Source organism: Streptomyces sp. NPDC048337 (assembly GCF_043201175.1).
Taxonomy (GTDB): Bacteria; Actinomycetota; Actinomycetes; order Streptomycetales; family Streptomycetaceae; genus Streptomyces.
In genome coordinates this window covers 12,293-29,508 of record NZ_JBICYR010000027.1, presented here as the reverse complement: position 1 = coordinate 29,508, position 17,216 = coordinate 12,293, and the positions used below count along the sequence as shown (strand labels likewise).

At 65.9% G+C, this 17,216-nt stretch carries 31 protein-coding genes; all 31 read right to left on the bottom strand.

All coding sequences use genetic code 11. The features are described from left to right. Positions 1–3 precede the first annotated feature (3 nt). The 31 genes from truA to rpsJ all read right to left on the bottom strand — a co-directional run bounded on the left by truA (position 4) and on the right by rpsJ (position 17,072). A complete protein-coding gene (truA, locus tag ACGFYU_RS32150; RefSeq protein ID WP_393830829.1) occupies positions 4–855 on the bottom strand; it encodes a tRNA pseudouridine(38-40) synthase TruA in 852 nt (283 codons plus the stop codon). Between the two features lie 97 nt (positions 856–952). Further along, positions 953–1,417 carry a 50S ribosomal protein L17 gene (gene rplQ / locus ACGFYU_RS32145; protein WP_215023458.1) on the bottom strand — a complete coding sequence of 155 codons (465 nt, stop codon included), beginning with the start codon at positions 1,415–1,417 and terminating at the stop codon, positions 953–955. Positions 1,418–1,498: 81 nt separating this feature from the next. After that, positions 1,499–2,521, bottom strand: coding sequence for a DNA-directed RNA polymerase subunit alpha (locus ACGFYU_RS32140; RefSeq protein WP_007265920.1), 1,023 nt, complete (start codon positions 2,519–2,521; stop codon positions 1,499–1,501). 137 nt (positions 2,522–2,658) lie between these two features. Continuing rightward, complete coding sequence (gene rpsK, locus ACGFYU_RS32135; RefSeq protein ID WP_003956432.1) at positions 2,659–3,063, bottom strand: 30S ribosomal protein S11; 405 nt, start codon at positions 3,061–3,063, stop codon at positions 2,659–2,661. A gap of 54 nt (positions 3,064–3,117) precedes the next feature. Further along, positions 3,118–3,498 carry a 30S ribosomal protein S13 gene (gene rpsM, locus ACGFYU_RS32130; RefSeq protein ID WP_007265919.1) on the bottom strand — a complete coding sequence of 127 codons (381 nt, stop codon included), beginning with the start codon at positions 3,496–3,498 and terminating at the stop codon, positions 3,118–3,120. A gap of 199 nt (positions 3,499–3,697) precedes the next feature. After that, on the bottom strand, positions 3,698–3,811 hold the full coding sequence (rpmJ, locus tag ACGFYU_RS32125) for a 50S ribosomal protein L36 (protein ID WP_003956441.1): 114 nt from the start codon (positions 3,809–3,811) through the stop codon (positions 3,698–3,700). Between the two features lie 62 nt (positions 3,812–3,873). Continuing rightward, on the bottom strand, positions 3,874–4,095 hold the full coding sequence (gene infA / locus ACGFYU_RS32120; RefSeq protein WP_003956442.1) for a translation initiation factor IF-1: 222 nt from the start codon (positions 4,093–4,095) through the stop codon (positions 3,874–3,876). A gap of 138 nt (positions 4,096–4,233) precedes the next feature. Further along, positions 4,234–5,085 carry a type I methionyl aminopeptidase gene (gene map, locus ACGFYU_RS32115; RefSeq protein ID WP_393830828.1) on the bottom strand — a complete coding sequence of 284 codons (852 nt, stop codon included), beginning with the start codon at positions 5,083–5,085 and terminating at the stop codon, positions 4,234–4,236. A 169-nt stretch (positions 5,086–5,254) separates the two neighbouring features. Next, complete coding sequence (locus ACGFYU_RS32110) at positions 5,255–5,902, bottom strand: adenylate kinase (RefSeq protein WP_393830827.1); 648 nt, start codon at positions 5,900–5,902, stop codon at positions 5,255–5,257. Then, positions 5,902–7,215: a preprotein translocase subunit SecY gene (gene secY / locus ACGFYU_RS32105; protein ID WP_382642249.1), complete on the bottom strand. Its 1,314-nt coding sequence runs from the start codon at positions 7,213–7,215 to the stop codon at positions 5,902–5,904. Before secY ends, ACGFYU_RS32110 begins: the two co-directional genes overlap by 1 nt. A 187-nt stretch (positions 7,216–7,402) precedes the next feature. Continuing rightward, complete coding sequence (gene rplO, locus ACGFYU_RS32100; protein WP_053682613.1) at positions 7,403–7,858, bottom strand: 50S ribosomal protein L15; 456 nt, start codon at positions 7,856–7,858, stop codon at positions 7,403–7,405. 1 nt (position 7,859) lies between these two features. Beyond that, entirely contained in the window at positions 7,860–8,042 is a 183-nt protein-coding gene (rpmD, locus tag ACGFYU_RS32095; RefSeq protein WP_053682614.1) for a 50S ribosomal protein L30, read from the bottom strand. Continuing rightward, positions 8,042–8,644: a 30S ribosomal protein S5 gene (gene rpsE, locus ACGFYU_RS32090; RefSeq protein WP_030388857.1), complete on the bottom strand. Its 603-nt coding sequence runs from the start codon at positions 8,642–8,644 to the stop codon at positions 8,042–8,044. The genes rpmD and rpsE overlap by 1 nt, the downstream gene beginning before the upstream one ends. A gap of 45 nt (positions 8,645–8,689) precedes the next feature. Further along, positions 8,690–9,073, bottom strand: coding sequence for a 50S ribosomal protein L18 (gene rplR / locus ACGFYU_RS32085; protein WP_030008471.1), 384 nt, complete (start codon positions 9,071–9,073; stop codon positions 8,690–8,692). Between the two features lie 2 nt (positions 9,074–9,075). Further along, positions 9,076–9,615 (bottom strand): 50S ribosomal protein L6, encoded by a 540-nt coding sequence (gene rplF, locus ACGFYU_RS32080; RefSeq protein WP_393830826.1) that lies wholly within the window; start codon positions 9,613–9,615, stop codon positions 9,076–9,078. 20 nt (positions 9,616–9,635) lie between these two features. Then, positions 9,636–10,034 carry a 30S ribosomal protein S8 gene (rpsH, locus tag ACGFYU_RS32075; RefSeq protein ID WP_007265911.1) on the bottom strand — a complete coding sequence of 133 codons (399 nt, stop codon included), beginning with the start codon at positions 10,032–10,034 and terminating at the stop codon, positions 9,636–9,638. 223 nt (positions 10,035–10,257) lie between these two features. Then, positions 10,258–10,443 carry a type Z 30S ribosomal protein S14 gene (locus tag ACGFYU_RS32070; RefSeq protein ID WP_003956452.1) on the bottom strand — a complete coding sequence of 62 codons (186 nt, stop codon included), beginning with the start codon at positions 10,441–10,443 and terminating at the stop codon, positions 10,258–10,260. A gap of 5 nt (positions 10,444–10,448) precedes the next feature. Then, complete coding sequence (gene rplE, locus ACGFYU_RS32065; RefSeq protein WP_030154702.1) at positions 10,449–11,000, bottom strand: 50S ribosomal protein L5; 552 nt, start codon at positions 10,998–11,000, stop codon at positions 10,449–10,451. Further along, entirely contained in the window at positions 11,000–11,311 is a 312-nt protein-coding gene (gene rplX / locus ACGFYU_RS32060; RefSeq protein WP_150258782.1) for a 50S ribosomal protein L24, read from the bottom strand. The genes rplE and rplX overlap by 1 nt, the downstream gene beginning before the upstream one ends. A gap of 2 nt (positions 11,312–11,313) precedes the next feature. Next, the gene (gene rplN, locus ACGFYU_RS32055; RefSeq protein ID WP_008739701.1) at positions 11,314–11,682 is read right to left on the bottom strand and encodes a 50S ribosomal protein L14; all 369 of its coding nucleotides are present in this window, start codon (positions 11,680–11,682) and stop codon (positions 11,314–11,316) included. Positions 11,683–11,793: 111 nt separating this feature from the next. Further along, on the bottom strand, positions 11,794–12,075 hold the full coding sequence (rpsQ, locus tag ACGFYU_RS32050) for a 30S ribosomal protein S17 (RefSeq protein WP_030008467.1): 282 nt from the start codon (positions 12,073–12,075) through the stop codon (positions 11,794–11,796). Beyond that, the gene (rpmC, locus tag ACGFYU_RS32045) at positions 12,075–12,299 is read right to left on the bottom strand and encodes a 50S ribosomal protein L29 (RefSeq protein ID WP_008739703.1); all 225 of its coding nucleotides are present in this window, start codon (positions 12,297–12,299) and stop codon (positions 12,075–12,077) included. Before rpmC ends, rpsQ begins: the two co-directional genes overlap by 1 nt. Beyond that, on the bottom strand, positions 12,299–12,718 hold the full coding sequence (gene rplP, locus ACGFYU_RS32040; protein ID WP_030026326.1) for a 50S ribosomal protein L16: 420 nt from the start codon (positions 12,716–12,718) through the stop codon (positions 12,299–12,301). The genes rpmC and rplP overlap by 1 nt, the downstream gene beginning before the upstream one ends. 5 nt (positions 12,719–12,723) lie before the next feature. After that, the gene (gene rpsC, locus ACGFYU_RS32035) at positions 12,724–13,566 is read right to left on the bottom strand and encodes a 30S ribosomal protein S3 (RefSeq protein WP_393830825.1); all 843 of its coding nucleotides are present in this window, start codon (positions 13,564–13,566) and stop codon (positions 12,724–12,726) included. After that, entirely contained in the window at positions 13,566–13,913 is a 348-nt protein-coding gene (rplV, locus tag ACGFYU_RS32030) for a 50S ribosomal protein L22 (RefSeq protein WP_037792011.1), read from the bottom strand. Before rplV ends, rpsC begins: the two co-directional genes overlap by 1 nt. 43 nt (positions 13,914–13,956) lie before the next feature. Continuing rightward, positions 13,957–14,238 (bottom strand): 30S ribosomal protein S19, encoded by a 282-nt coding sequence (gene rpsS / locus ACGFYU_RS32025; RefSeq protein WP_008739713.1) that lies wholly within the window; start codon positions 14,236–14,238, stop codon positions 13,957–13,959. Between the two features lie 12 nt (positions 14,239–14,250). Beyond that, positions 14,251–15,087: a 50S ribosomal protein L2 gene (gene rplB, locus ACGFYU_RS32020; RefSeq protein WP_069921522.1), complete on the bottom strand. Its 837-nt coding sequence runs from the start codon at positions 15,085–15,087 to the stop codon at positions 14,251–14,253. Positions 15,088–15,126: 39 nt separating this feature from the next. Further along, positions 15,127–15,450: a 50S ribosomal protein L23 gene (gene rplW, locus ACGFYU_RS32015; RefSeq protein WP_030154694.1), complete on the bottom strand. Its 324-nt coding sequence runs from the start codon at positions 15,448–15,450 to the stop codon at positions 15,127–15,129. After that, a complete protein-coding gene (gene rplD, locus ACGFYU_RS32010; RefSeq protein ID WP_267033229.1) occupies positions 15,450–16,100 on the bottom strand; it encodes a 50S ribosomal protein L4 in 651 nt (216 codons plus the stop codon). The genes rplW and rplD overlap by 1 nt, the downstream gene beginning before the upstream one ends. Positions 16,101–16,104: 4 nt before the next feature. Further along, positions 16,105–16,749 carry a 50S ribosomal protein L3 gene (gene rplC, locus ACGFYU_RS32005; RefSeq protein ID WP_045945285.1) on the bottom strand — a complete coding sequence of 215 codons (645 nt, stop codon included), beginning with the start codon at positions 16,747–16,749 and terminating at the stop codon, positions 16,105–16,107. A gap of 14 nt (positions 16,750–16,763) precedes the next feature. Next, on the bottom strand, positions 16,764–17,072 hold the full coding sequence (rpsJ, locus tag ACGFYU_RS32000) for a 30S ribosomal protein S10 (protein ID WP_003948644.1): 309 nt from the start codon (positions 17,070–17,072) through the stop codon (positions 16,764–16,766). Positions 17,073–17,216: the final 144 nt, after the last annotated feature.

Here is a 17,216-nt window from a genome sequence, read left to right as displayed (position 1 = left end):
CGATTAGCAGCAGCCGGCACCCGGGAGGGTCCGCTTGTTCCGCGCCTCCTTGCTGCGGGCGGCCAGCAGCTCGTCCGCCGGGTAGCCGACCTCCTCCAGGGTGAGCCCGTGCGGCTTGACCACGTGCACCGAGGAGTCCCGTACGGCGGCTTCCAGCACCTTGCCGGGCCAGTCGGTCGGCCGGTGGCCGTCGCCGACGTGCAGCAGGGCGCCCACCAGCGAGCGGACCATGTTGTGGCAGAAGGCGTCGGCGCGGACGGTCGCGGTGACGATCCCGTCCTCTCCGCGCTCCCAGCTGAGCTGCTGGAGCGTACGGATCGTCGTGGCTCCCTCGCGCTTCCTGCAGTACGCGGCGAAGTCGTGCTCGCCGAGCAGCGCGGTGGCGGCCTCGTTCATGGCGTCCACGTCCAGGGGCCACTGGTGCCACAGCACGTGGCCGCGGCGCAGCGGGTCGACCCCGCCCTGGTGGTCGCCGACGCGGTAGGCGTAGCGGCGCCAGATGGCCGAGAACCGGGCGTTGAAGCCCTCGGGGGCCTCCGCGACCTTCCACACCCGTACGTCGTGCGGCAGCCGGCCGGCGAGGCGGCGCAGCAGCTTGTCGTGGTGCTCGGCCCACACCTCGTCGGCGATGTCGAACTGCGCGACCTGCCCGCGGGCGTGCACGCCCGCGTCCGTACGCCCGGCCACGGTCAGCTCGACCGGCTCCTTCAGCCGCATCACGGTCTGCAGGGCGCTCTCCAGCTCGCCCTGCACGGTCCGCAGCGTGCGCTGCTTCGCCCAGCCGGAGAAGTCCTTGCCGTCGTACGACAGGTCCAGCCGTACCCGGACGTGCCCGGGCTCCACCTCGTCACTCACGTGACCGATCCTCTCAGACGTGCAGACATGCAGAACGGGCCCGCCCCGGAAAGGGGGCGGGCCCGTTCAGAGCCATTCAGCGTGATCCCGAGAGGGATCAGGCCTCCTTGGTCTCCTCGGCGGCGGGAGCCTCGGCGGCCTCCGCCTCCTTCACGGCGCGCTTGGTGGCGGCCTCGGCCTCACCAGTGGCCTGCTGGGCGACCGTGAGGGCCTCGACCAGCTCGATCACGGCCATCGGGGCGTTGTCGCCACGACGGTTGCCGATCTTGGTGATGCGCGTGTAACCACCGGGGCGGTTCTCGTAGCGCGGGGCGATCTCGGTGAACAGCGTGTGCACGATGCTCTTGTCCGTGATCGTCTGCAGCACCAGGCGACGGTTGTGGATGTCGCCCTTCTTGGCCTTGGTGACCAGACGCTCGGCGTAGGGACGCAGGCGGCGGGCCTTGGCCTCGGTGGTGGTGATGCGGCCGTGCTCGAAGAGGGCCTTCGCGAGGTTCGCGAGGAGGTGCTTCTCGTGCGCGGCGGAGCCGCCCAGGCGGGCACCCTTTGCGGGACGCGGCATTGTTACTCCTTCATATCTGCACCGGCCGTGTCAGGTACCGGTGTCAGTTCCCCCGGGGCGGACGCCCCGGGGAAGTTCACATCAGTACTGCTCGGTCTCGACGAAACCGGCGTCCGCGTCGTCGTCGGCGCCGAAGGCGTCGGCGGCGGCGGTCGGGTCGAATCCGGGCGGGCTGTCCTTGAGGGCCAGGCCCATGCCGGCCAGCTTCGCCTTGACCTCGTCGATCGACTTCGCACCGAAGTTGCGGATGTCGAGCAGGTCGGCCTCGGAGCGGGCGACGAGCTCACCCACGGAGTGGATGCCCTCGCGCTTGAGGCAGTTGTACGACCGAACGGTGAGCTCCAGCTCCTCGATCGGCAGCGCCAGGTCGGCGGCCAGGGCGGCGTCCGTCGGGGACGGGCCCATGTCGATGCCCTCGGCGTCGATGTTGAGCTCGCGGGCCAGACCGAACAGCTCGACCAGGGTCTTGCCGGCGGACGCCATGGCGTCGCGCGGGCGCATGGCCTGCTTGGTCTCGACGTCGACGATCAGCTTGTCGAAGTCGGTGCGCTGCTCGACTCGGGTCGCCTCGACCTTGTAGGTGACCTTGAGGACCGGGCTGTAGATGGAGTCGACCGGGATACGGCCGATCTCCTGGCCCAGCTGCTTGTTCTGGACGGCGGAGACGTAGCCGCGACCGCGCTCGACGGTCAGCTCCATCTCCAGCTTGCCCTTGCCGTTGAGCGTGGCGAGGACGAGGTCCGGGTTGTGCACCTCGACACCGGCCGGGGGCGCGATGTCGGCAGCGGTGACCAGGCCGGGACCCTGCTTGCGCAGGTACATCACGACCGGCTCGTCGTGCTCCGAGGAGACGACCAGCTGCTTGATGTTGAGGATGATGTCGGTGACGTCTTCCTTGACACCCGGCACGGTGGTGAACTCGTGCAGGACGCCGTCCACGCGGATGCTGGTGACAGCGGCACCCGGGATCGAGGACAGGAGCGTACGGCGCAGGGAGTTGCCGAGGGTGTAGCCGAAGCCCGGCTCCAGCGGCTCGATCACGAACCGCGAGCGGTACTCGTCTACGACCTCTTCGGTCAGCGAAGGACGCTGAGCGATAAGCATGTCTGTGTTCCTTCATTCGTGGACGCCCACTATTTGACGCCCGACGGGTACTACCTAACGCAAGGGTACGGGCGGCACGGCCCCCGAAGGGGTCGTACCGCCCGGACACTCAAGAACGCACAGGTGCGTCCGCTGCGTCAGACGCGGCGGCGCTTCGGCGGGCGGCAGCCGTTGTGCGGGGTGGGGGTGACGTCCTGGATCGAGCCGACCTCGAGGCCGGTGGCCTGCAGGGAGCGGATCGCGGTCTCACGGCCGGAGCCGGGACCCTTGACGAAGACGTCGACCTTGCGCATGCCGTGCTCCTGCGCGCGGCGGGCGGCCGACTCGGCGGCCATCTGCGCGGCGAAGGGGGTGGACTTGCGCGAGCCCTTGAAGCCGACGTGGCCGGCGGAGGCCCAGGAGATCACGTTGCCCGAGGGGTCCGTGATCGAGACGATCGTGTTGTTGAACGTGCTCTTGATGTGGGCGTGCCCGTGAGCGACGTTCTTCTTTTCCTTGCGGCGCACCTTCTTGGCAGCGCCCTGACGACCCTTGGGGGGCATCTAAATCTCCTACGGGAGGTGGTCGGTCCTACAGCGCAAGACCGCTGAACAGGACTACTTCTTGCCCGGCTTCTTCTTACCGGCGATCGCGCGACGCGGGCCCTTGCGGGTACGCGCGTTCGTGCTGGTGCGCTGACCGTGCACCGGCAGGCCACGACGGTGGCGGATGCCCTGGTAGCACTGGATCTCGATCTTGCGGCGGATGTCGCCCTGGATCTCGCGGCGGAGGTCACCCTCGGTACGGAGGTTGGCGTCCACGTACTCGCGGATCTTGACGAGGTCCTCTTCGGCCAGGTCACGAACGCGGGTGTTCGGGTTCACGCCGGTGGAGGCGAGGATCTCCTTGGACCGGGTGCGCCCGATACCGAAGACGTAGGTGAGTGCGATCTCCACACGCTTTTCGCGCGGGATGTCAACACCGGAAACGCGTGCCATTCAATGGCTCCTGTGTGTTCGGGGGTCTTCCACAGAACCGTCCCCGACCGCCGATCACCCGAAGTGGGCGATGGTACGTCCGGGTCCCCGGCCCCCGCCGGAGGTACCGCCGGCCCCTCTCAGGGCTGGGCGGGTTCTGCGTATGTACGTTTTCTTACGTCGCGCGAAGAACTGCGGAAGGCAGGTCGGTCGGCGTGCGTCAGCCCTGGCGCTGCTTGTGGCGCAGGTTGTCGCAGATGACCATGACCCGACCGTGACGGCGGATCACCTTGCACTTGTCGCAGATCTTCTTGACGCTCGGCTTGACCTTCATGTTGGTGAGGTTCTCCGGGTCAGTGCCACCACCCGCGCCGGAGCGGGGTGCGGGGGCAAGATCTACTTGTATCGGTAGACGATCCGGCCACGCGTCAGGTCGTAGGGGGAAAGCTCCACCACAACCCGGTCATCAGGGAGGATGCGGATGTAGTGCATACGCATCTTGCCGCTGATGTGCGCGAGGACCTTGTGACCGTTCTGGAGTTCCACCTTGAACATGGCGTTCGGGAGGGACTCGATCACGGTGCCCTCGATTTCGATGGCACCTTGCTTCTTGGCCACGCTTCGCCTTTCGAATCGGCTACCTTGATCGGCTTCGTGCGCCATGCAGGCATGGAAGTGCACGAGAGCCGACGAGTCAGTCTACGTCAGGGCACCCAGAAAGACGAATCCGGAAAGTTTGCCCCAGAGTCTAGATCATTAACCGAGCGGGTCCGGGGCCGTGGTGACCCCGTACGTCGCCAGCTTCGCCTTGCCGCAGTCCGGGCTGGTCAGGACGATCGGGCCCTCCTCCGTCAGCGCGATGGAGTGCTCCCAGTGCGAGGACCAGGTCCCGTCCGTCGTGATGACCGTCCAGTCGTCGGCCAGGACCTCCGTCTGGGCCGTGCCCAGGGAGACCATCGGCTCGATCGCCAGGCAGACGCCGGGGACCAGCTTGATCCCCTTGCCCCGCTTGCGCGAGACGTAGTTCAGCAGGTGGGGGTCCATGTGCATCTCGGAACCGATGCCGTGGCCGCCGTAGTCCTCGATGATCCCGAACTTGCCGAGGCTGTGCTCGCCGGTCGAGGGGCGCGGCTGGCGCTTGATGTAGGTCTCGATCGCCTTCGAGATGTCCACGAGGCGGTTGCCGAGCTTCATGGCGGCGATACCGGCCCACATGGACTCCTCGGTCACCCGGGAGAGCTCCAGGAGCTCAGGCGCGTGCCCGGTGCCCACGAAGGCGGTGTAGGCGGCGTCGCCGTGCCAGCCGTCGACGATCGCGCCGGCGTCGATCGAGATGATGTCGCCGTCCTTGAGGACCGTCTTGTCGTCCGGGATGCCGTGGACGACGACCTCGTTCACCGAGGTGCAGATGGTCGCGGGGAAGCCGCCGTACCCGAGGAAGTTCGACTTGGCCCCGGCGTCGGCGATCACCTTGCGGGCCACCATGTCCAGATCCTGCGTCGTGGCGCCCGGAACGGCCGCCTCACGGGTCGCCGCGTGGATCGCCGCGACGACCAGCCCCGCCTCGCGCATCTTCGCGATCTGCTCGGGGGTCTTGATCTGCACCATGGGGGCGTGCCTTCCGTTTTTTGCGGCTAAACCGCCGCCGCTCTCGCGGACGTGGTCGATGTCCACTGTGGTTGCTCAATTATTGGCTGACGTCGCGCCTGGGCGCGTCATGCAGACGGCCGCGGCGCCCCGAGGGACACCGCGGCCGTACCTGCACAACAAAGGCTGACTACTTCTTGAGGGCGTCCATCGCGCGCCGCGTGATCTCCGCGACCTCACCGAGGGCGGGGATGGTCGACACGAGGCCCTGGGCCTTGTAGTAGTCGATGATCGGCTCGGTCTCCGCGTGGTAGACCGCCAGGCGGTTGCGGACCGTGGCCTCGGAGTCGTCGCCCCGCTGGTACAGCTCGCCACCGCAGGTGTCACAGACGCCCTCGGCCTTCGGCGCCGCGTACGTGACGTGGAAGACGTGCGAGGAGTCCTTGCGGCAGATCCGACGACCCGCGATGCGCTTGACGACCTCGTCCTCCTCGACCTCCAGGTCGAGGACGGCGTCCAGGCTCAGGCCTGCGGCCTTGAGGATCTCGTCGAGCGCCTCGGCCTGCGAGAGGTTGCGGGGGAAGCCGTCGAGCAGGAAGCCGTTCGCGGCGTCGGGCTGCTCCATCCGGTCCTTGGCCATGCCGATGGTGACCGAGTCCGGGACAAGCTCGCCGGCGTCCATGTACGACTTGGCGCTCTTGCCGAGCTCGGTGCCCTGGCTGATGTTGGCCCGGAACAGGTCGCCCGTGGAGATGTGCGGGATCGACAGGTTCTTGGCAAGGAACGCGGCCTGCGTTCCCTTGCCGGCACCGGGCGGTCCGACGAGGACGATTCGCATCAGCGGAGGAACCCTTCGTAATTGCGCTGCTGGAGCTGGCTCTCGATCTGCTTCACGGTTTCCAGACCCACACCCACGATGATGAGGATGCTCGTCCCGCCGAACGGGAAGTTCTGGTTCGCTCCGAAGCCGGCCAACGCCATCGTCGGCACAAGAGCGATGAGACCCAGGTACAGCGACCCCGGCCAGGTGATCCGGTTGAGCACGTAGCTCAGGTACTCAGCGGTGGGTCGACCGGCACGAATACCCGGGATGAACCCACCATACTTCTTCATGTTGTCTGCAACTTCCTCGGGGTTGAAGGAAATCGCCACGTAGAAGAACGCGAAGAAGACGATCAAGAGGAAGTACGCCGCGATGTAGTACGGGTGGTCGCCCTTGACGAAGTGCTTCTGGATCCAGGTGGCCCAGCCCGCGGTGGACCCGCTGAACTGGACGATCAGTGCCGGGATGTACAGCAGCGACGAGGCGAAGATGACCGGAATCACACCGGCCTGGTTCACCTTGAGCGGGATGTAGGTCGAGGTCCCGCCGTACGCGCGGCGACCGATCATGCGCTTCGCGTACTGGACGGGGATCCGCCGCTGCGCCTGCTCGACGAAGACCACCAGGGCGACCATCGCGAGGCCGACGAGGATGACCACACCGAACTCGACCCAGCCGTCGGCGATCTTGCCCTGGAGCTTGATCTGCCAGAGGGCGCCGATGAAGCCGGCGGCGATCGAGATGAACATGAGGATCGACATGCCGTTGCCGATGCCGCGGTCGGTGACGAGCTCACCGAGCCACATGACGACACAGGTCCCGGCGGTCATCGTGACCACCATGACGATCGTGGTGAAGATGGACCGGTCCGGGACGATCTGACTGGCGACCGGGCAGCCCGTGAAGAGGGCGCCAGTGCGGGCGGTGGCCACGAGGCCGGTGCCCTGCAGGATCGCGAGTGCGACCGTCAGATAGCGCGTGTACTGCGTGATCTTCGCGGTGCCGGACTGTCCCTCTTTCTTGAGGGTCTCCAGCTTCGGGATGACCACGGTCAGCAGCTGCAGGATGATGCTCGCCGTGATGTACGGCATGATGCCGAGCGCAAAGATCGTGATCTGCAGCAGCGCGCCGCCGCTGAACATGTTGACGAGACCGAACAGCCCGTTGCTGTTGCCTGCCTGGTCGACGCAGATCTGGACGTTCTTGTAGCTCACGCCGGGTACCGGGATGTGGGACCCGAGCCGGAACAGCACGATGATGCCGAGCGTGAAGAGCAGCTTCTTGCGCAGGTCGGGCGTCTTGAACGCCCGGGCGAACGCGGTGAGCACGGTGCCTCCTGCGACCCCCGCGCTACTGCGTCAGAGGTGACGGTCTGAGGGATCGACGAATACGTACAAGCAAAGGTGCAGGCCACCTTACCGGCGACTGAGCCCCCCGTGGAACGACCAACCGGGGATGCCCCATATGTGAGGCATCCCCGGTCGGGTTTCGAGCTATTTAGCCACTGACTTCGTCTTAGACGAGCTCGGTGACAGTGCCACCGGCGGCGGCAATCTTCTCCTTGGCGGAGCCGGAAACGGCGTCAACCGAAACCTGCAGCGCCACGGAGATCTCGCCCTGGCCGAGGACCTTGACGAGGCTGTTCTTGCGAACCGCGCCCTTGGCGACCAGGTCGGCCACCGTGACCTCTCCACCCTCGGGGTAGAGGGCGCCGAGCTTGTCCAGGTTGACAACCTGGAACTCGGTGCGGAACGGGTTCTTGAAGCCCTTGAGCTTCGGCAGACGCATGTGGAGGGGCATCTGCCCACCCTCGAAGCGCTGCGGGATCTGGTAACGGGCCTTCTGGCCCTTCGTACCACGACCGGCCGTCTTACCCTTCGACGCCTCACCACGACCGACACGGGTCTTCGCGGTCTTGGCACCGGGGGCGGGACGGAGGTTGTGGGCCTTCAGCGGGCTGTTCTCAGCCATGTTAGTCAACCTCCTCAACCGTCACGAGGTGGCGGACGGTCTGCACCATTCCGCGGAACTCGGGGCGGTCCTCCTTGACGACGACGTCGTTCAGGCGCTTGAGCCCGAGCGAACGCAGCGTGTCGCGGTGGTTCTGCTTGCTGCCGATGTACGACTTCGTCTGCGTGATCTTGAGGCGAGCCATTACGCACCCGCCCCAGCACGTGCACGAAGCAGGGCCGCGGGGGCGACGTCCTCAAGGGGCAGACCACGGCGAGCCGCGATCTCCTCGGGACGCTGCAGGCCCTGGAGGGCCGCCACGGTCGCGTGCACGATGTTGATCGCGTTGTCGGAGCCCAGGGACTTCGACAGGATGTCGTGAACGCCGGCGCACTCCAGAACGGCGCGCACCGGGCCACCGGCGATAACACCGGTACCGGGGGAAGCAGGCTTCAGCAGGACAACGCCGGCCGCCTTCTCGCCCTGGATCGGGTGCGGGATGGTGCCCTGGATGCGCGGAACCTTGAAGAAGTTCTTCTTGGCTTCCTCGACACCCTTGGCGATGGCCGCGGGAACTTCCTTGGCCTTGCCGTAACCGACACCTACAGTGCCGTCACCGTCGCCCACCACGACCAGCGCGGTGAAGCTGAAGCGGCGACCACCCTTGACAACCTTGGCGACGCGGTTGATCGCGACAACGCGCTCAACGTAAGCGGTCTTCTCGGCGGCAGGGCCACCGTCGCGACCCTTCCGGTCCCGCCGCTCGCCGCCACCGGCACCGCTTCCGCGGCGCTGGGGTCCAGCCATTGGATTACCTCTCTCTGTTACGTCCGTGAGTCCCGGAACCGGGGCTTAGAACTTCAGCCCGGCTTCGCGGGCGGCGTCAGCCAGAGCGGCAATGCGCCCGGCGTATCGGTTGCCACCGCGGTCGAACACGACGGTCTCGACACCCGCAGCCTTGGCACGCTCGGCGACGAGCGCGCCGACAGCCTGAGCCTGCGAGCTCTTGTCGCCTTCGCCACCGCGGATCGAAGCGTCCAGGGTCGACGCCGACGCCAGGGTGTGACCCTGGAGGTCGTCGATGACCTGAGCAACGATGTTGCGGTTGGAACGCGTCACGACGAGGCGCGGACGCTCCGCCGTACCCGAGACGTTCTTGCGGATGCGGATGTGGCGGCGAGCCTTGGCAGCGCGCTTGTACGCGTCGCCCTTGGCGATCTTCACACCGTATGCCATGGCTACTTACCAGCCTTTCCGACCTTGCGGCGGATGACTTCGCCGGCGTACTTGACACCCTTGGCCTTGTACGGGTCGGGCTTCCGCAGCTTGCGGATGTTGGCGGCGACCTCGCCGACCTTCTGCTTGTCGATGCCCTCGACCGAGAACTTGGTGGGCGACTCGACCTTGAAGGAGATGCCCTCGGGCGCCTCGATCAGGATCGGGTGGCTGTAGCCAAGCTGGAACTCCAGGCCGGAGCCCTTCGCGGCGACGCGGTAACCGACACCGCTGATTTCGAGAGCCTTGACGTATCCCGTGGTCACACCGGTGATCATGTTCGCCACCAGCGTGCGGGACAGGCCGTGCAGGGCCTTGTTCTGACGCTCGTCGTTCGGGCGGGTGACGTTCAGAACGCCGTCCTCACCCTTGACGATCTCGATCGGCGCCTTGACGGTGAGCGCGAGGGAACCCTTGGGGCCCTTCACAGCGACCGCCTGGCCGTCGATGGTGACGTCCACACCGGCGGGAACCTGGATGGGGAGCTTGCCGATTCGCGACATTGCTTTTCCTCCGTTCCCGACTACCAGACGTAGGCGAGGACTTCCCCACCTACGCCCTTCTTGCCTGCCTGCTGACCGGTCAGGAGACCGTGGGACGTGGAGATGATCGCCACGCCCAGGCCGCCGAGAACCTTCGGCAGGTTGGTGGACTTCGCGTACACGCGCAGACCGGGCTTCGAGATCCGCTTGATGCCCGCGATGGAGCGCTCACGGTTCGGCCCGAACTTCAGCTCGAGGACGAGGTTCTTGCCGACCTCGGCGTCCTCGACCTTCCAGCCGGTGATGAAACCCTCCTGCTTGAGGATCTCCGCGATGTGCGACTTGATCTTGCTGTGCGGCATCACGACGGTGTCGTGGTACGCCGAGTTAGCGTTACGCAGACGAGTAAGCATGTCTGCGATCGGGTCAGTCATGGTCATGAAGTGGCCTTCGGCCTCTCTCGCCGGGGTTTCCTGTATGCGCCATCCCTCTCCCCACTCAGTGGCGGGACGGGTGCGGTGCGGGGACCTACGGCGTAGTAAGTCGTTATGGGCGGCGGGCGCCCAACCACACAAGCCTAAGGCATGCGCGGCCGGGCATCCGCCGTCCAGATGCTTACCGAGAGTGCCTGGTACCGCTCAAGTCCTTGCGGACGAGAGGGAATTACCAGGAGCTCTTGGTCACGCCCGGCAGCTCGCCACGGTGAGCCATCTCACGAAGGCACACGCGGCACAGGCCGAACTTGCGGTACACGGAGTGGGGGCGACCGCAGCGCTGGCAGCGGGTGTACGCACGCACACCGAACTTGGGCTTGCGGGCAGCCTTCGCGATGAGAGCCTTCTTCGCCATCTCGCTTACGCCTCCTTGAAGGGGAAGCCGAGGTGACGAAGGAGCGCGCGGCCCTCAGCGTCGTTGGTCGCCGTGGTGACCACGGTGATGTCCATACCCCGGGTACGGTCGATCTTGTCCTGGTCGATCTCGTGGAACATGACCTGCTCCGTGAGACCGAAGGTGTAGTTGCCACGGCCGTCGAACTGCTTCGGCGACAGACCGCGGAAGTCACGGATACGCGGCAGCGCGAGCGACAGCGTACGGTCCAGGAACTCCCACATGCGGTCACCGCGGAGGGTGACGTGGCAGCCGATCGGCTGACCCTCGCGCAGCTTGAACTGCGCGATGGACTTGCGGGCCTTCGTGACGGCCGGCTTCTGACCGGTGATCGTCGTCAGGTCCCGGATGGCGCCGTCGATCAGCTTCGAGTCACGGGCGGCGTCGCCGACACCCATGTTCACGACGATCTTGACGAGACCGGGGATCTGCATGACGTTCTCGTAGGAGAACTCCTCACGCAGCTTGCCCGCGATGTCCTCGCGGTACTTCGTCTTGAGACGCGGAGTGGTAGCCATCAGATGTCCTCACCCGTCCGCTTGGCAACGCGGATCTTGTTGCCCTCGTCGTCGAAGCGGTAGCCGACGCGGGTGACGACCTTCTTGCCGTCCTTCTCCACAACCAGCTGAACGTTGCTGACGTGGACCGGGGCCTCGGTGATCACAATGCCACCGGCCTGGTTCTGCGCAGCCTTGGTGTGCTTCTTGACCCGGTTGACACCCTCGACGAGGACGCGGTTCTCAGCGGGGAAGGCAACGATGACCTTGCCCTGCTTGCCCTTGTCCTTACCGGTGATGACCTGTACCAGGTCGCCCTTCTTGATCTTCATGCTTACAGCACCTCCGGCGCGAGCGAGATGATCTTCATGAACTTCTTCTCGCGCAGCTCACGGCCCACCGGGCCGAAGATACGGGTGCCGCGAGGGTCGCCGTCGTTCTTGAGAATGACGGCGGCGTTCTCGTCAAAGCGGATGTACGAGCCGTCCTGGCGGCGACGCTCCTTGACGGTGCGAACGATGACCGCCTTGACGACGTCACCCTTCTTCACGTTGCCACCGGGGATCGCGTCCTTGACGGTGGCGACGATGACGTCACCGATGCCCGCGTAGCGGCGACCGGAACCACCGAGAACACGGATGCAAAGGATTTCCTTGGCACCAGTGTTGTCGGCGATACGCAGTCGCGACTCCTGCTGGATCACGTGTATCTCCTGTTTGTCTGCCGGTTCCCGGCGGGGGCTTCACGCTCCGAAGAGCGCTGGCCCCCACCGAGCCTGGCGGAACGAATCTGAGGGAAACCCCTCAGAAATGAATTACTTGGCCTTCTCAAGGATCTCGACGATGCGCCAGCGCTTGCTCGCCGACAGCGGACGCGTCTCCATGATGAGGACGCGGTCGCCGACGCCGGCAGCGTTCTGCTCGTCGTGAGCCTTGAGCTTGTTCGTACGGCGGATGACCTTGCCGTACAGGGCGTGCTTCACGCGGTCCTCGACGGCGACGACGACGGTCTTGTCCATCTTGTCGCTGACGACCAGACCCTCACGGGTCTTGCGGAAACCGCGCTCGGTCTTCTCAGTCACGTTGTTCTCGCTCATCAGGCGCTCTCCACCGTCTCGATACCGAGCTCACGCTCGTGCATCAGGGTGTAGATGCGAGCGATGTCCTTACGGACGGACTTGAGCCGGCCGTTGTTCTCCAGCTGACCCGTGGCCGCCTGGAAGCGGAGCTTGAACAGCTCCTCCTTGGCCTCGCGCAGCTTGCCAACGAGCTCCTCGTTGCCGAGCTCACGCAGCTCGGACGCCTTGGTTCCCGTCGCCATCACGACTCACCTGCCTCGCGCCGAACAATCCGGCACTTCATCGGAAGCTTGTGAGCAGCGCGGGTGAGCGCCTCACGAGCAATCTTCTCGTTCGGGTAGGACAGCTCGAACATGACCCGGCCCGGGTGCACGTTGGCGATCCACCACTCGGGAGAACCCTTACCGGAACCCATGCGGGTCTCGGCAGGCTTCTTCGTGAGCGGGCGGTCCGGGTAGATGTTGATCCAGACCTTGCCGCCACGCTTGATGTGGCGGGTCATCGCGATACGAGCCGCCTCGATCTGGCGGTTCGTCACGTAGGCGGGGGTGAGCGCCTGGATGCCGTACTCGCCGAACGAGACCTCAGTACCGCCCTTGGCCATACCGCGGCGCTTCGGGTGGTGCTGCTTGCGGTGCTTGACCCTACGAGGGATCAGCATGTCGGTCAGGCCTCCGTTCCGGTGCTCTCGGCCGGAGCGGCGGCGGGAGCCTCGGCCTTGGGGGCCTCGACACCAGCAGCCTGCTGCGGCTTGCGGCCACCACGGCCGCCGCGCTCGCCACCACGGCCACCACGGCCGGCGGGACGGTCGCCAGCGCCCTGAGCACCACGGGCCGGGCGGTTACCCGCACGGGCCGCAGCGTTCTCGGCGCGAACCTCGGCGATGTTCTTGACGTCGCCCTTGTAGATCCAGACCTTCACACCGATACGGCCGAAGGTGGTCTTGGCCTCGAAGAAGCCGTAGTCCACGTTCGCGCGCAGCGTGTGCAGCGGCACACGACCCTCGCGGTAGAACTCGGAGCGGGACATCTCGGCGCCGCCGAGACGGCCGCCACACTGGATCTTGATGCCCTTGGCGCCGGCCTTCATCGTGCCCTGCATGCTCTTGCGCATGGCACGACGGAAGGAGACGCGGGAGGAGAGCTGCTCGGCAACGGCCTGGGCAACCAGCTGGGCATCGAGCTCGGGGTTCTTGACCTCAAGGATGTTCAGCTGGACCTGCTTGCCCGTGAGCTTCTCAAGGTCACCGCGGATGCGGTCGGCCTCGGCGCCACGGCGACCGATGACGATGCCAGGACGGGCGGTGTGGATGTCCACACGCACGCGGTCACGGGTGCGCTCGATCTCAACCTTCGAGATGCCGGCGCGCTCCATGCCGGACGTCATCATCCTGCGGATGGCGACGTCTTCCTTGACGTAGTCCTTGTACAGCTTGTCGGCGTACCAACGCGACTTGAAGTCGGTGGTGATGCCGAGCCGGAACCCGTGCGGGTTTACCTTCTGGCCCATTACCGGGAACCTTCCTTGCTGCTGACGACCACGGTGATGTGGCTGGTCCGCTTGCGGATCCGGTAGGCACGGCCCTGCGCACGCGGACGGAACCGCTTCAGGGTCGGGCCCTCGTCCACGAACGCCTCGCTGATGACCAGCGTGGAGGCGTCCGGGTGGTTGTAGTTGTGTGCGGCGTTGGCAATGGCGCTGTCCAGCACCTTGCCAACCGGCACGCTCGCGGCCTGCGGGGCGAAACGCAGGACCGCCTGAGCCTCCGTGGCATCCATGCCACGGATAAGGTCCACCACTCGGCGGGCCTTCATGGGCGTGACGCGGATGTACCGCGCCTGGGCCCTGGCTTCCATGGTTGTCCCTTCGGTGTAAGTCATAGTCGTAACCACCCCGCCTTTAGCGGCGCTTCGACTTCCGGTCGTCCTTGACGTGGCCGCGGAAGGTGCGAGTCGGCGAGAACTCGCCGAGCTTGTGGCCGACCATCGACTCGGTGACGAACACCGGGACGTGGGTCTTGCCGTTGTGCACCGCGATGGTGTGACCCAGCATGCTGGGGATGATCATCGAGCGACGGGACCAGGTCTTGATGACGTTCTTGGTGCCGGCTTCGTTCTGGACGTCCACCTTCTTTACGAGGTGGTCGTCGACGAAGGGCCCCTTCTTGAGACTGCGCGGCATCTAAACCCGCTCCTAGCGCTTCTTGTTCGTCTTGCGGCGGCGGACGATGTACTTGCTCGAAGCCTTCTTCGGCGAGCGAGTACGACCCTCCTTCTGACCCCACGGGGAGACCGGGTGGCGACCACCACTGGTCTTGCCCTCACCACCACCGTGCGGGTGGTCAACCGGGTTCATCGCGACACCGCGGACGGACGGGCGAACGCCCTTCCAGCGCATGCGGCCGGCCTTGCCCCAGTTGATGTTCGACTGCTCGGCGTTGCCGACCTCACCGACGGTGGCGCGGCAGCGCGCGTCGACGAGACGGATCTCACCGGACGGCATACGAAGGTGGGCCATGGTGCCCTCCTTCGCCAGCAGCTGCACGGAGGCACCGGCGGACCGGGCGAACTTGGCGCCGCCACCGGGACGGAGCTCGATCGCGTGGATCGTGGTACCGACCGGGATGTTGCGGAGCGCCAGGTTGTTGCCGGGCTTGATGTCGGCCGTGGGGCCGTTCTCAATCCGGTCGCCCTGCTTCAGGCTCTTCGGCGCGATGATGTAGCGCTTCTCGCCGTCGGCGTAGTGCAGGAGCGCGATGCGCGCCGTGCGGTTGGGGTCGTACTCGATGTGCGCGACCTTGGCCGGCACGCCGTCCTTGTCGTGACGACGGAAGTCGATCACTCGGTAGGCGCGCTTGTGGCCGCCACCCTGGTGTCGAACCGTGATCCGACCGGTGTTGTTACGGCCGCCCTTGCTGTGCAGGGGGCGGACCAGCGACTTCTCCGGCGTGGACCGCGTGATCTCGACAAAGTCGGCGACGCTGGAGCCACGACGGCCCGGGGTCGTCGGCTTGTACTTGCGGATACCCATTTCTCAGTCCTCGTCCGATTCCGGACGACTAGACCTCCGTTAGGAGGCCTGGCCGCCGAAGATGTCGATTCGGTCGCCCTCAGCGAGGGTCACGATGGCGCGCTTGGTGTCAGCGCGCTTGCCGAAACCGGTCTTGGTGCGCTTGCGCTTACCCTGACGGTTGATCGTGTTGACCCCGGTGACCTTGACCCCGAAGACCGCCTCGACGGCCTGCTTGATCTGGGTCTTGTTGGAGCCGGGCGCGACGATGAACGTGTACTTGTTCTCGTCCAGCAGCGCGTAGCTCTTCTCCGAGACAACCGGCTTGATCAGCAGGTCGCGCGGGTCGGTGAAGGTCTTGCTGGTAACGGTCGCCTCAGACATCAGGCGTCGCTCCCTTCGGTCTCATCGGCCTTGGGGCCAGACACGAAGGACTCGAAAGCGGCCTGAGTGAAGACCACGTCGTCAGAGACGATCACGTCGTACGTGTTCAGCTGGCCCGGCTCCAGGATGTGAACCTGGGGCAGGTTGCGGGCGGACAGCCACGCGGCCTCTTCGCTGCGGTCGACGACCAGGAGCAGGTTCTTGCGCTCCGAGATCTTGCCGAACAGCGTCTTGGCGGCCTTCGTGGAGGCGGCACCCTCGACCACGCCGGTGACGACGTGGATGCGGGAGTGACGCGCACGGTCCGAGAGGGCACCGCGGAGGGCGGCGGCCTTCATCTTCTTCGGGGTCCGCTGGGAGTAGTCACGCGGCTGCGGGCCGTGGACGACGCCACCGCCGACGAACTGCGGAGCGCGGGTGGAACCCTGGCGAGCGCGGCCGGTGCCCTTCTGGCGGTACGGCTTGCGGCCACCACCACGGACTTCGCCGCGGCGCTTGGTCTTGTGCGTGCCCTGACGGGCAGCAGCCAGCTGGGCGACAACGACCTGGTGGATCAGCGGAACGCTGGTCTTCGCGTCGAAGATCTCCGCGGGGAGCTCGACGGTACCGGCCTTGTCGCCTGCCGGCGAAAGGATGTCAATGGTGCTCATTACCTCAAGCCCCCTTGGCCGCGGTACGGACCAGGACGAGGCCGCCGTTCGGACCGGGGACCGCACCCTTGATAAGGAGCAGACCCTTCTCCGCGTCAACCGCGTGGATGGTCAGGTTCTGGGTGGTGACGCGCTCGTTACCCATGCGACCGGCCATGCGCATGCCCTTGAAGACACGCCCAGGGGTGGCACAGCCACCGATCGAACCGGGGGAGCGGTGCTTGCGCTGCACACCGTGACCGGCGCCGAGGCCCCGGAAGTTGTGCCGCTTCATGACACCGGCGAAGCCCTTGCCCTTGCTGTTGCCCGTGACGTCAACCTTGACGCCGGACTCGAACACAGCGGCGGTGATCTCCTGGCCGAGCGTGTACTCGCTGGCGTCGGAGGTGCGCAGCTCCACCAGGTGGCGGCGCGGGGTCACGTCGGCCTTGGCGAAGTGGCCCTTGAGGGGCTTGTTCACCTTGCGCGGGTCGATCTCGCCGAAGGCGATCTGGACCGACTCGTAGCCGTCGATGTCGTTCGTACGGACCTGGGTAACGACGCAGGGCCCGGCCTTGACGACGGTCACCGGGACGACACGGTTGTTCTCGTCCCAGACCTGGGTCATGCCGAGCTTCTCGCCCAGGACGCCCTTGATCTGCTTTGCCATCTTCTCGACGCCTCTCAGAGCTTGATCTCGATGTCAACGCCGGCCGGAAGGTCCAGGCGCATCAGCGAGTCAACGGTCTTGGGCGTCGGGTCGAGGATGTCGATCAGGCGCTTGTGCGTGCGCATCTCGAAGTGCTCGCGCGAGTCCTTGTACTTGTGCGGCGACTTGATGACGCAGTACACGTTCTTCTCAGTGGGCAGCGGCACCGGGCCCGCGACCGACGCACCAGTGCGGGTCACCGTCTCGACGATCTTCTTCGCCGAGGAGTCGATGACCTCGTGGTCGTAGGCCTTGAGCCGGATGCGGATCTTCTGTCCCGCCATGGCTACTCCGTAGTCCTGTCTCTATGTGGAAACGCTCTGGCCCTCGGCCGGCTGCGGGACGGGGTCCCGCGGCTTCTCTCCGACCCACGCGGTCGGGCGTGTCGCACTCCCTCTACAGAAAATTTCCATACGGAAATTCCCTCA

Coding starts and splice junctions, on each gene's coding strand:
- rplQ (WP_215023458.1), bottom strand. CDS start 1,417: ATGCCGCGTCCCGCAAAGGGTGCCCGCCTGGGCGGCTCCGCCGCGCAC.
- ACGFYU_RS32140 (WP_007265920.1), bottom strand. CDS start 2,521: ATGCTTATCGCTCAGCGTCCTTCGCTGACCGAAGAGGTCGTAGACGAG.
- rpsK (WP_003956432.1), bottom strand. CDS start 3,063: ATGCCCCCCAAGGGTCGTCAGGGCGCTGCCAAGAAGGTGCGCCGCAAG.
- rpsM (WP_007265919.1), bottom strand. CDS start 3,498: ATGGCACGCGTTTCCGGTGTTGACATCCCGCGCGAAAAGCGTGTGGAG.
- rpmJ (WP_003956441.1), bottom strand. CDS start 3,811: ATGAAGGTCAAGCCGAGCGTCAAGAAGATCTGCGACAAGTGCAAGGTG.
- map (WP_393830828.1), bottom strand. CDS start 5,085: ATGGTGCAGATCAAGACCCCCGAGCAGATCGCGAAGATGCGCGAGGCG.
- ACGFYU_RS32110 (WP_393830827.1), bottom strand. CDS start 5,902: ATGCGAATCGTCCTCGTCGGACCGCCCGGTGCCGGCAAGGGAACGCAG.
- rplO (WP_053682613.1), bottom strand. CDS start 7,858: ATGGCTGAGAACAGCCCGCTGAAGGCCCACAACCTCCGTCCCGCCCCC.
- rpmD (WP_053682614.1), bottom strand. CDS start 8,042: ATGGCTCGCCTCAAGATCACGCAGACGAAGTCGTACATCGGCAGCAAG.
- rpsE (WP_030388857.1), bottom strand. CDS start 8,644: ATGGCTGGACCCCAGCGCCGCGGAAGCGGTGCCGGTGGCGGCGAGCGG.
- rplR (WP_030008471.1), bottom strand. CDS start 9,073: ATGGCATACGGTGTGAAGATCGCCAAGGGCGACGCGTACAAGCGCGCT.
- rplF (WP_393830826.1), bottom strand. CDS start 9,615: ATGTCGCGAATCGGCAAGCTCCCCATCCAGGTTCCCGCCGGTGTGGAC.
- rpsH (WP_007265911.1), bottom strand. CDS start 10,034: ATGACCATGACTGACCCGATCGCAGACATGCTTACTCGTCTGCGTAAC.
- ACGFYU_RS32070 (WP_003956452.1), bottom strand. CDS start 10,443: ATGGCGAAGAAGGCTCTCATCGCGAAGGCTGCCCGCAAGCCCAAGTTC.
- rplE (WP_030154702.1), bottom strand. CDS start 11,000: ATGGCTACCACTCCGCGTCTCAAGACGAAGTACCGCGAGGACATCGCG.
- rplX (WP_150258782.1), bottom strand. CDS start 11,311: ATGAAGATCAAGAAGGGCGACCTGGTACAGGTCATCACCGGTAAGGAC.
- rpsQ (WP_030008467.1), bottom strand. CDS start 12,075: ATGAGCGAGAACAACGTGACTGAGAAGACCGAGCGCGGTTTCCGCAAG.
- rpmC (WP_008739703.1), bottom strand. CDS start 12,299: ATGGCGACGGGAACCAAGGCGTCCGAGCTGCGTGAGCTCGGCAACGAG.
- rplP (WP_030026326.1), bottom strand. CDS start 12,718: ATGCTGATCCCTCGTAGGGTCAAGCACCGCAAGCAGCACCACCCGAAG.
- rpsC (WP_393830825.1), bottom strand. CDS start 13,566: ATGGGCCAGAAGGTAAACCCGCACGGGTTCCGGCTCGGCATCACCACC.
- rplV (WP_037792011.1), bottom strand. CDS start 13,913: ATGGAAGCCAGGGCCCAGGCGCGGTACATCCGCGTCACGCCCATGAAG.
- rpsS (WP_008739713.1), bottom strand. CDS start 14,238: ATGCCGCGCAGTCTCAAGAAGGGGCCCTTCGTCGACGACCACCTCGTA.
- rplB (WP_069921522.1), bottom strand. CDS start 15,087: ATGGGTATCCGCAAGTACAAGCCGACGACCCCGGGCCGTCGTGGCTCC.
- rplW (WP_030154694.1), bottom strand. CDS start 15,450: ATGTCTGAGGCGACCGTTACCAGCAAGACCTTCACCGACCCGCGCGAC.
- rplD (WP_267033229.1), bottom strand. CDS start 16,100: ATGAGCACCATTGACATCCTTTCGCCGGCAGGCGACAAGGCCGGTACC.
- rplC (WP_045945285.1), bottom strand. CDS start 16,749: ATGGCAAAGCAGATCAAGGGCGTCCTGGGCGAGAAGCTCGGCATGACC.
- rpsJ (WP_003948644.1), bottom strand. CDS start 17,072: ATGGCGGGACAGAAGATCCGCATCCGGCTCAAGGCCTACGACCACGAG.